General features: G+C 44.0%; 12 protein-coding genes. 4 read left to right on the plus strand and 8 right to left on the minus strand.

All coding sequences use genetic code 11. The features are described 5' to 3' along the window. Nucleotides 1–83 precede the first annotated feature (83 nt). The 5 genes from ACZ48W_RS02620 to gyrA form a co-directional block, all read right to left on the minus strand. Nucleotides 84–440, minus strand: a complete 357-nt coding sequence (locus tag ACZ48W_RS02620) for a four helix bundle protein (protein WP_464829605.1) — start codon at nucleotides 438–440, stop codon at nucleotides 84–86. Nucleotides 441–514: 74 nt separating this feature from the next. Beyond that, nucleotides 515–1,570: a uroporphyrinogen decarboxylase gene (gene hemE, locus ACZ48W_RS02625; RefSeq protein ID WP_464829607.1), complete on the minus strand. Its 1,056-nt coding sequence runs from the start codon at nucleotides 1,568–1,570 to the stop codon at nucleotides 515–517. After that, on the minus strand, nucleotides 1,570–2,079 hold the full coding sequence (locus tag ACZ48W_RS02630) for a YqhA family protein (protein WP_464829609.1): 510 nt from the start codon (nucleotides 2,077–2,079) through the stop codon (nucleotides 1,570–1,572). Before ACZ48W_RS02630 ends, hemE begins: the two co-directional genes overlap by 1 nt. Continuing rightward, entirely contained in the window at nucleotides 2,079–3,125 is a 1,047-nt protein-coding gene (locus ACZ48W_RS02635; protein WP_464829611.1) for an aspartate-semialdehyde dehydrogenase, read from the minus strand. Before ACZ48W_RS02635 ends, ACZ48W_RS02630 begins: the two co-directional genes overlap by 1 nt. Nucleotides 3,126–3,163: 38 nt before the next feature. Next, complete coding sequence (gene gyrA / locus ACZ48W_RS02640) at nucleotides 3,164–5,689, minus strand: DNA gyrase subunit A (protein WP_464829613.1); 2,526 nt, start codon at nucleotides 5,687–5,689, stop codon at nucleotides 3,164–3,166. Between the two features lie 248 nt (nucleotides 5,690–5,937). Here gyrA and exbB point away from each other — a divergent pair, with 248 nt between their 5' ends. Together exbB and ACZ48W_RS02650 are read left to right on the plus strand one after the other, a co-directional pair. Then, complete coding sequence (gene exbB / locus ACZ48W_RS02645; RefSeq protein WP_464829615.1) at nucleotides 5,938–6,378, plus strand: TonB-system energizer ExbB; 441 nt, start codon at nucleotides 5,938–5,940, stop codon at nucleotides 6,376–6,378. Between the two features lie 3 nt (nucleotides 6,379–6,381). Next, complete coding sequence (locus tag ACZ48W_RS02650) at nucleotides 6,382–6,759, plus strand: ExbD/TolR family protein (RefSeq protein ID WP_464829617.1); 378 nt, start codon at nucleotides 6,382–6,384, stop codon at nucleotides 6,757–6,759. Between the two features lie 417 nt (nucleotides 6,760–7,176). On the opposite strand, the gene ACZ48W_RS02655 is transcribed toward ACZ48W_RS02650, so the two are convergent. The 3 genes from ACZ48W_RS02655 to ACZ48W_RS02665 are packed head-to-tail and all read right to left on the minus strand — an operon-like array spanning nucleotide 7,177 to nucleotide 9,332. Further along, nucleotides 7,177–7,494 carry a thioredoxin family protein gene (locus ACZ48W_RS02655; protein WP_464829619.1) on the minus strand — a complete coding sequence of 106 codons (318 nt, stop codon included), beginning with the start codon at nucleotides 7,492–7,494 and terminating at the stop codon, nucleotides 7,177–7,179. Between the two features lie 14 nt (nucleotides 7,495–7,508). Continuing rightward, complete coding sequence (locus ACZ48W_RS02660) at nucleotides 7,509–7,838, minus strand: hypothetical protein (protein WP_464829621.1); 330 nt, start codon at nucleotides 7,836–7,838, stop codon at nucleotides 7,509–7,511. Nucleotides 7,839–7,895: 57 nt separating this feature from the next. After that, a complete protein-coding gene (locus ACZ48W_RS02665) occupies nucleotides 7,896–9,332 on the minus strand; it encodes a protein adenylyltransferase SelO (protein WP_464829623.1) in 1,437 nt (478 codons plus the stop codon). Nucleotides 9,333–9,411: 79 nt separating this feature from the next. Between ACZ48W_RS02665 and ACZ48W_RS02670 the strand changes: the two genes are divergently transcribed. Beyond that, a complete protein-coding gene (locus ACZ48W_RS02670; RefSeq protein ID WP_464829626.1) occupies nucleotides 9,412–10,149 on the plus strand; it encodes a YebC/PmpR family DNA-binding transcriptional regulator in 738 nt (245 codons plus the stop codon). A gap of 407 nt (nucleotides 10,150–10,556) precedes the next feature. Further along, nucleotides 10,557–10,679 carry a YebC/PmpR family DNA-binding transcriptional regulator gene (locus tag ACZ48W_RS02675; protein WP_464829629.1) on the plus strand — a complete coding sequence of 41 codons (123 nt, stop codon included), beginning with the start codon at nucleotides 10,557–10,559 and terminating at the stop codon, nucleotides 10,677–10,679. The last annotated feature ends 722 nt before the right edge of the window (nucleotides 10,680–11,401 follow it).

Consider the following 11,401-nt stretch of genomic DNA (forward strand, 5'->3'; position numbering starts at 1 on the left):
GAAAGTGGTTGGTGATAGTGATAGTCCATAGGGATAGTATGCAGTGATAGTGGATGGTGATAGTGCATAGTGATAGTTGTGAGTCATCTTTTTTCTTTCTTTTTTAATGAATTTATAAGACCATTTAACATTTTACGAACTTCATTGATCTCTTTAAAATAGATATCAAGATTATTAAAGAATCCTATATTTTGACCAATGATAAGTTGTGTTTCCAATTCTGAAGCACTTCCTAGTGATATATAAAGAAATTGTATAAACTCTTTTGTCGTATTTCTACCACTGCCTTCTGCAATATTCGAAGGAATGGAAACAGCACATCTTTTAATCTGATCAGACAAAGCATATAACTCTTCCTGAGGTAAAGATTTTACCAATCTATAAACATCTGTTACAAGATTAATAGATTTTTGCCAAACAAGCAATTCTTTATAATCCATACCCATTCCAAACCATCACTATCTCCACCATCACTATCACTATCACTCACGACTATCACTCACCATGCAAGAGCTTAGCTCTTTGCACTTACTCTTTGGCATTCCTTGACGAAATGGATCGCATTCTCTACCGGTACGTCCGGCAGGATACCGTGTCCGAGGTTGAAGATGTGTCTTTTTCCGCCCATGACCTTCTGGATGGCTTCTACACATTCTGTCGTGGCTTCTTTGGAGTAGAGCCTGCACGGTTCCATGTTGCCCTGGAGTACATATTTGTCACCGAGTTTCTCTTTTGCCAGAGCCATCGGTGTTCCCCAGTCCACACCGAATACATCGAAGTTCCCGTAAACCAGACCGCGTTCTATGAATGCAGCTACCCCTTTCGGGAACATGATAATAGGGATATGCGGATATTTGCCTTTTAGATAGTCTGCGATCTCTACCATGTATTTCCAGGAGAATTCATCATATTTGCCCGGTTCGATAGCTGCTGCCCACGAATCGAAGATCTGCACGACATCGATGCCTGCCTGGATCTGTTTCTCCATATAGTACTTGACCACTTCCGTCACTTTTGCAAGGATACTGTGCAGAAGTTCCGGGTTGGAGTACATCATCTTCTTACAGATGTTGTAAGTCTTCGTTCCCTGCCCTTCGATCATGTAGGTAGCCAGTGTCCATGGAGCTCCGGTAAACCCGATCAGCGCCTTGTTGTCACCCCGTGCATCCAACTGCTCTCTGAGCAGTTCGATCGTTTCATAGACATAGGTCAGTTTGGATGCAGCTTCCTCACCGCCGATGAGTCTGTCTATATCTGCCTGACAGGTAATAGGATCTGAGAATTTCGGCCCCTCGCCTTTTACAAAACTCAAGTCCATTCCCATCTCATCGGGGATGACAAGAATGTCCGAAAAGAGGATCGCTGCATCCACACCTACGATATCGAGCGGCTGGATGGTCACTTCCGCCGCTTTTTCGGGATCATGGCAGAGGTTGAGGAAATTCCCCGCTTCTGCCCTTACAGCCATATATTCCGGCAGATAACGTCCTGCCTGTCTCATCATCCATACCGGTGTGTACGGTGTCTCTTTACCCAGACATGCGTCTACAAATATTTTATTATTACCCATTAATGTTTACCTACTTTACTTAAAAAACTTAATCCTACTGCCAGTGCTGTAATGGAAAGTGCGAAATACAACATCTCAAGCGGTGTTGTAAAATCTGTATGTAGAACTCTTTGAAAAAAGTTTACAACCAGGACCATGACGATCACTTTCGCGATCTTATCTTTAAGCTGATCCAGCGAATGAATGGCAAGGATCTGGCTGCCGCTCTTGCCGCTTGCCTCATCTATCTCCGAGATAAAGAGTTCATAGATACCGAATGAGAAGATGAACATCACGACTGCGATCAGATAGAGGTCGACCGCACCGATGATACCTGCAACGATATCTTCATGGAATTTTTCCGGATGGGCATGGGATATGATCGTCTCAAATGCATATACCGCTACCCCCCAGATATCCATAGAAGCGACCACAAAAAGTATGACCGCCCCCAGTAAACCGAAGATCACTGCCAAAAGAACGATGAACCTGCTTCGCCAGATGGCACCTTCAAATAATGATTCTAACATTAGGCATTTCCTTCTAATTTGATCCACTTCTGTGCAATTCTCACTGCATTGGTCGCAGCCCCTACCCTTACCTGGTCCGCCACACCCCAAAGGTGAAGTATGTTGTCTGCAAAAAGATCTTTACGTATACGCCCGACATAGGTCTCATCCGTATCGGTAGCGATGACAGGCATAGGATATTCGTTCTTGGACATGTCATCGATGACGGTCACATTCTCGAATGCTTCAAGTGCTTCTCTTGCTTCCTGTACAGAGACATCCACATTCTCACCAAAGGTGACCGTAATGGACTCTGAATGGCTTCTGAGTACCGGCACACGTACACAGGTTGCAGAGACAGCGATATCGGAATGCATGATCTTGTTGGTCTCATTGACCATTTTCATCTCTTCTTTGGTGTATCCGTTCTCCTGGGCTACATCGATATGAGGAATGACATTGAGTGCGATCTGATGTGCAAAAGCTTCCACTTTTGCCTCATCCAGTTTAAAGTTAAAGAAAGCCTGCATCTGCCTGACAAGCTCTTCCATCCCTTTTTTACCTGCACCGCTTACAGCCTGATAGGTACTTACATCAACTCTTTTGATACCGTAAAGGTCATCCAGAGGTTTAAGAAGCTGTACCATCTGAATGGTAGAACAGTTGGGGTTCGCGATGATCCCTGTATCTTCCCAGAGTTCAATATCTTCAGGGTTGACCTCCGGTACGACCAAAGGTACTTTAGGGTCCATTCTGAAGTGGGATGTGTTGTCTATGACCACTGCCCCGGCTTCTACTGCATACTGTGCGAATTTCGCAGAAATACTTCCTCCTGCAGAGAAGAAAGCAATGTCGATATCTCTGCCTTCGAATACTTCTTCTGTCAGCTCTTCTATCTTGTAACTTTTACCCTGACACTCTATCTCTTCACCTACGCTTCTTGCACTTGCCAGAGGCAGAATATTCGCTACAGGGAACTCTGTTTCATCCAAAACTCTGAAAAGTTCTTCTCCAACGGCACCGGATGCACCTACTACTGCTATGTTATATTTTTTATGACTCGGCATTTAGTGCCTCCCTATACTGAAATTTATTTCTTCTCACGCTATTCCAATCCTAATGTATTGTCGTTATTTGTTGTTGTTTCACTGCCTGTATTCTCTTCTTCCTCATTACTCTCGTCCTGAGGTTTCTCTTCTTTCTGGCATTTTGCTATACTTACAACAGTGTCCTTCTTCTCTACAGAAACTACTTTGACACCTGAAGTATTTCTTCCTGCCTTACGGATGGTCTCCATGTCAACACGTATCATCTTTCCGATACTTGTCAGACACATAAGATCTTTGTCCTCTTCAACGAACACTACACCTACCACATCACCGGTCTTAGGGGTGAGTTTCATGGAAATGACCCCTTTACCTGCACGGTTCTGTTCACGGTATTCGCTGGCTGTTGTACGCTTGCCGAGACCTTTTTCACTCAGCATGAGGATCTCATCATCTTCATTCTCTATAGTGGTTGCACCACATACATAGTCACCTTCTATCTTGAACTTGATCGCTGTAACACCGCGTGCCACACGTCCGATCTCTCTTGCATCTTCCACTTTGAATCTGATACAGAGACCTTTTTTCGTTGCAACAAAGAGCCATTTGGTATCCGGTTTGACGATCTTCGCTTCTACCAGTGCATCATCTTCATCCAGGTTGATCGCTCTTACCCCGTTGCTTCTGATATTTGAGTATTCGGAAAGGTTGGTCCTTTTGACGATACCGTTCTTCGTAAAGAATACCAGTCCTTTGTCCTCGGAGAAGTCAGTGGTAGGGATGATCGCCATGATCTTCTCATCCTGCTGAAGGTTAATGAGGTTCACGACTGCTTTTCCTTTTGCCGTACGCGACCCTTCCGGAATACGGTAGACCTTGAGCCAGTAGAGCTGTCCTCTGTCCGTAACGAACATCAGTGTATCGTGGGTATTTGACGTAAAGAAACTCTCTATGAAGTCATCATCATAGGTAGTGACCGCTGTCTTGCCCTTGCCGCCGCGATGCTGCTTCTCATACTGTTTCACCGGTACACGCTTGATGTAGCCTCTGTGTGTAATGGTTACGACCATCGGCTCGTTCGGGATGAGATCTTCAATATCGATATCATCATAGTCATCCACGATCTCTGTACGGCGCGGTGTAGTGAATTTGTCACCGATCTCTACCAGTTCTTCACGGATGATCTCGTTGATCTTCTCTTCGCTTTTCAGGATACTTTCAAGATATGCGATCGTCTTAAGCAGTTCTGCCAATTCATTCTCGATCTTTTCGATCTCCAGGCCTGTGAGTCGTCGGAGTCTCATCTCCAGGATCGCTTTCGCCTGGATCTCTGAGAGTTTGAATCTGCTCATCAGGTTGTCTCTTGCCTCCACATCGTCGGCAGAAGCACGGATGATCTTGATGACTTCGTCGATGTTGTCCACGGCGATCTTGAGACCTTCGAGGATATGCGCTCTGGCTCTTGCTTTCTCAAGGTCGAAGATGGTTCTTCTGATGACCACGGTTTTTCTGTGGTTCAGAAAGAGGTCAAAAAGTTCCATAAGGTTAAAGACTTTTGGCTCTTTGTTTGCAATAGCAAGCATGATGATACCGAAAGTCACCTGCATCTGTGTACTCTTGAACAGGTTGTTGAGTACGATCTCGCTCATCGCGTCACGTTTCAGCTCCATGACCACGCGGATCCCTTCCCTGTCAGACTCGTCACGTATCTCCGAGATCCCCTCGATATGTTTGTCACGTACGAGTTGTGCGATATTCTCAATGAGTCTGGATTTGTTCACCTGGAAAGGAAGTTCATCGATGATGATCACCTCTTTGTTGCGTTTCTCCTCAATATGGGTCTTTGCACGTACTTTGATACGCCCGCGCCCTGTAGTATAGGCATCTGTGATCCCCTTGCGTCCGAAGATGATACCCCCTGTCGGGAAGTCCGGCCCATGAACTACTTTCATCATATCTTCTATGGTCGATTCCGGATTGTCTATGCGCAGTACCAGTGCGGAGATAAGCTCATCGAGACGATGGGGAGGAATGTTCGTTGCCATACCGACGGCAATACCGCTTGAACCGTTCAGAAGCAGGTTCGGTATACGTGCGGGAAGTACATCGGGTTCTACCATGGAATCATCGTAGTTCGGTACATAATCCACTGTATCCTTCTCCAGGTCGCCCAGGAGCTCTTCGGCGATCTTTGTCATACGCGCTTCGGTATATCTCATTGCTGCTGCATTGTCCCCGTCAACGGAACCGAAGTTCCCCTGCCCGTCCACAAGCGGTGCCTGCATAGAGAAATCCTGTGCCATACGTACCAGTGCATCATACACCGAGTTGTCACCGTGCGGGTGATACTTACCGATCACATCCCCGACGATACGTGCGGATTTTTTGTACGGACTTCTATGTGACAGATGCAGATCGTTCATCGCATAGAGGATCCTTCTGTGTACCGGCTTCAGTCCGTCACGTGCATCAGGCAATGCTCTACCGATGATAACAGACATAGAGTAGTCAAGATAACTTGACTTGATACTGTCTTCGATCAGTACCTCTTCAACATTATGGTTATCGTCAAACAAATCAGACATTTTTTTCCTTTTATCATAGTTGAATGATTTTATCCAATGATCATAGTAAAAAGGCTTAAAAACAGCTCAAAATCGCTGTAAAGGGTCTTAAAATGGATATTTAGACTTTTTCACCTTTTCTGGTTAACATAATATTTATCCGAAAAACAGCTTATTTTGCTTTTTGGAACCCATATACCCTTACCGTTCTCTCAACATATTTAGAATATAATTGCGCACTGAACTACTAAAAAAACAAGGATTCAAAAGTGCCGATAGAACAGATAAAAGATATAGTGGATTACGGAATCATAGGATTACTTTTTTTCTTAAGTTTCATCACGTTTGCCTTTGCCATTGAGAGAGTACTTTTTTACCGCGGTATCCGTGTGGCTGACTACAGCAACAAGACTGCCCTGGAACTTGATATCTCAAAGCGTTTGGCAACCATTGCCTCTATCGGATCGAATGCTCCCTATATAGGGCTGCTCGGTACCGTACTTGCGATCATCCTTACTTTCTACATCATCGGTGACCAGCAGGATACCATCAACCCGGGTGAGATCATGAAACACCTGGCACTTGCACTGAAAGCCACAGCAGCCGGACTTGTCGTAGCGATCCCGGCTACGGTCATTTACAATGCCCTGCTCACGAAGGTCGATACCATCCTCGCACAGTGGGAAATCGCCCAAGATGCACAAAGATAAGAGATGAGAAGAGAACGTTTTGACAAGATGAATGTCGTTCCATTCATCGATATCGTACTGGTACTGCTGGTCATTGTACTTGCAACGGCCACCTTTGTGACCAACCAGACCATCAAAGTGGATCTGCCTTCTGCCTCTTCCAAAAAGAGTGAAGAGAAGAAGAGTATCAGCATTGCCATAGACAAAGAGGGAAGATACTTCTACGACAAAGAGGCATTGAGTCTTGACCTCATCAAAGAGAGACTGATGAAACTCGACCCCAAGAAAGACCTTATCTCTCTGCATATGGATAAAAGCAGTGAGTTCCAGCACTTTGTTGACATAATCGATATTCTCAAGACCAAAGGGTTTGAGAATATTTCGATCATTACCAAAAAATGATCTTTTTTTCGGGTCGATAAAATAGACCTATGATCATTTTTCTTTATTAAATTTCCAATATTCTAAACTGTGGCGTTGTTTCTCTCTATACTTTTCTAGAAAAGTATACAAAAGTCGACACTGCTCTCAAATCGCTTCGCTTTCAAGGATGTTCGCAGTGTCATGGGCGTACTCCGTACGATGAATGAAGAGTATCAAGCAAGCAAGGCTATGCTCTTTTTCCCTTTAATCACGCAATGCGTGCTTCTGTTGTGGTGAACGCCCTTGAAAGCGAAGCGATTCGAGAACCACAACGCTTTTTTTGCTTCGTTTTTTTCTAAAAAAAATGACGAGAGAAACAACGCCTCAATCAATATACAAGGAAGTATAGTAAAACAAAATATAATATTTTAAATGTCGGGGAGAGGACACCCAAACCTACTCCATCATCATCCCATACAGACGTTTGAGTTTTTCAGTCAGCTGATGCAAACTTACAGAACGTCCTTCTCTTGCAAATTCCCTTCCATCCATGAATACGATCATCGTCGGTACGGAAAAGACCTGGAAATGCGCTGAGATCTCCGGGTTCTCATGTGCATCCAGATAGATCTGTCTGAGCTGGGGGAAATGGGTATCGAACACCTCTTTGAACTTGGGCCTGAGCGCATGGCATACATTGCAGTTCTCTCCGGAGAAGTAGAGAAGTACGCCTGCTTCTGTTCTGATAATGTTCTGTAGTGCTTCGAGGGTCATTTATTTCCTTAGTTTTATAATGTAATGAAGAGTGAACAGCGTTTGGACTCTTCCGATCCGAAAACGGACATAAGCCTTTCATGGTCCAGCTTCACATAACGCTGTACTTTCCGGTAAAGTACTTTGATATCTTCTCTGTAGGAGATCGCATAAAATTCATTTTCAAGCGTTTCCATATCCAGCAGATTCGCTTTGCAGCGGCTGCGCTGGATACGGTTGAGGACCAGTGCATCCCTCTCCTGCCGGAGTTTTCTCTTAATATGGTGTACACGGTGAAAAAAATGTTTCAATTCATTTTCAAGATCATAGTCCGGGCACATATCGATATGGGTAAGATACTGCATACTGTCTCCTTTCGTACCATGATACTATTATAAAACGACTTTACTTAAATATGCTTACTATGAGGAGCAGCTCAACTTTCTGTTCTTGAATTCATCCGGTGTCGGCCCTGCCCATCTTTCAAAGGCTTCATGCTCAGCATAAGGGTCCTGTGCTATTTGAAAAAGCGCATCCACTATGCTGAAATCACCTTTATCTGCAGCATCTATGGCTTCCTGGAGCATATAGTTCTTTAAAACGTACTTTGGATTGGTTTTTAGCATCTTCTCATGTCTCTCTCGCGTACCAGAGCTATTTTCTTCTAAACGTTTATCATAGCTGTCCAACCAATCATTCATAGGCTGATGATAGAGTCCGAGTTTAAGCAGTGCTGTTCTGTCTCCGTCATAGCGACTCAGTGTTCTGAAAAAAAGTGTATAGTCCACTGTGAGCCCCTGAAGCATTCCCAGTAAATGCCTGAAGTGTTCGGGGTCATTCTCCTGAAGCACATCCAAGCCTGTCTTTTTAGCCATCAGAGAGAGATAATGTTCCGTATAGAGCCTTCCGTAATGTCCAAGTATCTTTTCCATCTTCTCTATATGGGCAAGCGGAGAGAGTGCCTGCATCAAAGCACCCAGGTTCCATTCACCGATCATGGGCTGATTACCGAAACTGTAGCGTCCGTAGGTATCTGTATGGTTGCAGATATACTGGAAGTCATAATCATCCAGGAAGGCATACGGACCGTAGTCTATGGTAAGTCCGGCAATGGACATATTGTCCGTATTCATTACCCCGTGGTTGAAACCGACTGCCTGCCACTCTGCCATAAGCCTGGCTGTCTTGCCTACCACCTCTGTAAAAAAATGCAAATATTTGTTTGATTCATCTGCCAAATGCGGATAAGACTCTGCAATAGCATAGTCTGCCAGTGCTTCCAACTCTTTATAGCGTTTTTCGTGTGTAAAATACTCAAAAGTACCGAAACGTATCCATGAAGGTGATACACGAAGTACAATGGCTCCTTTCTCCCAGTCCTCCCTGATAACCTGCTGTTCAGAGCCTATCAGTGCCAGTGCCCTTGTCGTCTCAATACCCAGGCCGTGCATCGCTTCGCTCATGAGGTACTCACGGATGGATGAACGCAGTACTGCACGCCCGTCACCGGAACGTGAGTAACGTGTCTGCCCTGCTCCTTTGAGCTGCAGGTGCAGGTTCTTGACCGTACCAATGTTGATGGCTCTTCCATCACCAAGCCTTGGCACAAAATGTCCAAACTGGTGTCCTGCATAACACATGGCAAAAGGATCGCTTCCCTCTAGCGCTAAAGCGCCATTGATAAACTCCACAAAGGCATCAGTTTTCAGTTCATCACTGTCTATGTCAAGCATCTTGGCCACATCTTCATTTGCATGGATAAGATAGGTTTTTTTCAGTGGTGTAGGCTTTACTCTCGTATGGCACTCTTCCGGAAGATTCAAATAAGGATTGGTCAGTTTTATTTCATTTAGTTTCATATCTGCATACTACCTACCCAAACTTTAAAGTGACTTAGGAGTATAATAACGCCAATGATTATATATGAAGGAAATAAGTATGGGTAGAGCGTTTGAATACCGTAAAGCAGCAAAAATGAAAAGATGGGGGACCATGTCAAGGGTCTTCCCTAAACTGGGCAAGATCATCACAATGGCAGCCAAAGAGGGCGGGCAGGATCCGGACATGAACCCTAAACTCCGTACTGCGATACTGAATGCCAAAGCACAGAATATGCCGAAAGACAACATTGATGCAGCGATCAAAAGGGCTTCTGCCAAAGATGCGGCAGACATCAAAGAACTGACTTATGATGTAAAAGCGCATCATGGTGTACAGATGATCGTTGAATGTGCAACGGACAACAATACAAGAACGGTTGCCAATGTGAAAGCCATCCTTACCAGGAACGGCGGAGAGATGCTTACTTCAGGTTCACTCAACTTTATGTTCACCAAAAAATCTGTATTCGTATTTGACAAAACAGACGATATGGACATTGAAGAACTGGAGCTTGACCTCATCGACTATGGTCTTGAAGAGATAGAGGAAGATGTAGAACCGCAGGAGAATGCTGATGACAAAGCCATCGTAAGAATTTATGGTGAATTCACTTCATTCGGTGAACTCACAAAAGCACTGGAAGATAAAGGTATCGAGATCAAAAGTGCCAAGATAGAATACATTGCCAATACACCTGTGGAACTTACAGATGAACAAATGGAAGAGATCGACGTACTCATTGACAAACTTGAAGATGATGAGGATGTACAGAACGTTTATACAAACATCAGCTAAATTCACAACTCCTCCTTGTTCCCATCGTGCGAGACTGTGCAAAAACCTATTTCTCCTGGAAGTGGAGACTTCAGTCCCACCTAAAATGTGCATATATGCATGTTTTTTATGTCAAAAGAAGCATAAATGACAAATAAACACAAACTTTTTCGAGCAAATAAACTTTGTGTGGGACTGAAGTCTCCACTTCCATGGGTTTTTGCACAGTCTCTGCCGATGGGAATGCTTACCTCAATCACGACAATGTCATATACATTACATTCATTCACTGTAGGGGCATCCCTTGTGGTTGCCCTTGTATTGCATGTATGTTTCTGCCGTTCATGGGTACCCACAAGGGGCACCCCTACAATGGTATACACTTGTTTTCTTGTTATTTAAACAGCATTGGCTATACTGACCAAAATATGAATTCCCAAGCTGGAGAGACTGTGAAACTTACAGATGAACAGATGGAAGAGATCGACGTACTCATTGACAAACTTGAAGATGATGAGGATGTACAGAACGTTTATACAAATATAAACTAAATTCACAACTCCTCCTTGTTCCCATCGTGCGAGACTGTGCAAAAACCTATTTCTCCTGGAAGTGGAGACTTCAGTCCCACCTAAAATGTGCATATATGCATGTTTTTTATGTCAAAAGAAGCATAAAATGACAAATAAACACAAACTTTTTCGAGCAAATAAACTTTGTGTGGGACTGAAGTCTCCACTTCCATGGGTTTTTGCACAGTCTCTGCCGATGGGAATGCTTACCTCAATCACGACAATGTCATATACATTACATTCATTCACTGTAGGGGCATCCCTTGTGGTTGCCCTTGTATTGCATGTATGTTTCTGCCGTTCATGGGTACCCACAAGGGGCACCCCTACAATGGTATACACTTGTTTTCTTGTTATTTAAACAGCATTGGCTATACTGACCAAAATATGAATTCCCAAGCTGGAGAGACTGTGAAAGAACTAGGTACACCGGAAGTGAAGGCTTCAGCCTCACCCAAATATTTGCATATTTTTAGGTTGTTTTGACAGAAAAAGCAATATTTTCCATTAAATACAAACTTTTTTAGGAAAAAAAGCTTTTTCCTCCTTGTTCCCATCGTGCCGATGGGAATGCTTACCTCAATCACGACAATGTCATATACATTACATTCATTCACTGTAGGGGCATCCCTTGTGGTTGCCCTTGTATTGAATGTATGTTTCTGCCGTTCATAGGTACCCACAAGGGGCACCCCTACAAT

This window comes from Sulfurovum aggregans (assembly GCF_055385215.1).

Coding starts and splice junctions, on each gene's coding strand:
- ACZ48W_RS02620 (WP_464829605.1), bottom strand. CDS start 440: ATGGATTATAAAGAATTGCTTGTTTGGCAAAAATCTATTAATCTTGTA.
- hemE (WP_464829607.1), bottom strand. CDS start 1,570: ATGGGTAATAATAAAATATTTGTAGACGCATGTCTGGGTAAAGAGACA.
- ACZ48W_RS02630 (WP_464829609.1), bottom strand. CDS start 2,079: ATGTTAGAATCATTATTTGAAGGTGCCATCTGGCGAAGCAGGTTCATC.
- ACZ48W_RS02635 (WP_464829611.1), bottom strand. CDS start 3,125: ATGCCGAGTCATAAAAAATATAACATAGCAGTAGTAGGTGCATCCGGT.
- gyrA (WP_464829613.1), bottom strand. CDS start 5,689: ATGTCTGATTTGTTTGACGATAACCATAATGTTGAAGAGGTACTGATC.
- ACZ48W_RS02650 (WP_464829617.1), top strand. CDS start 6,382: ATGAGAAGAGAACGTTTTGACAAGATGAATGTCGTTCCATTCATCGAT.
- ACZ48W_RS02655 (WP_464829619.1), bottom strand. CDS start 7,494: ATGACCCTCGAAGCACTACAGAACATTATCAGAACAGAAGCAGGCGTA.
- ACZ48W_RS02660 (WP_464829621.1), bottom strand. CDS start 7,838: ATGCAGTATCTTACCCATATCGATATGTGCCCGGACTATGATCTTGAA.
- ACZ48W_RS02665 (WP_464829623.1), bottom strand. CDS start 9,332: ATGAAACTAAATGAAATAAAACTGACCAATCCTTATTTGAATCTTCCG.
- ACZ48W_RS02670 (WP_464829626.1), top strand. CDS start 9,412: ATGGGTAGAGCGTTTGAATACCGTAAAGCAGCAAAAATGAAAAGATGG.
- ACZ48W_RS02675 (WP_464829629.1), top strand. CDS start 10,557: ATGAATTCCCAAGCTGGAGAGACTGTGAAACTTACAGATGAACAGATG.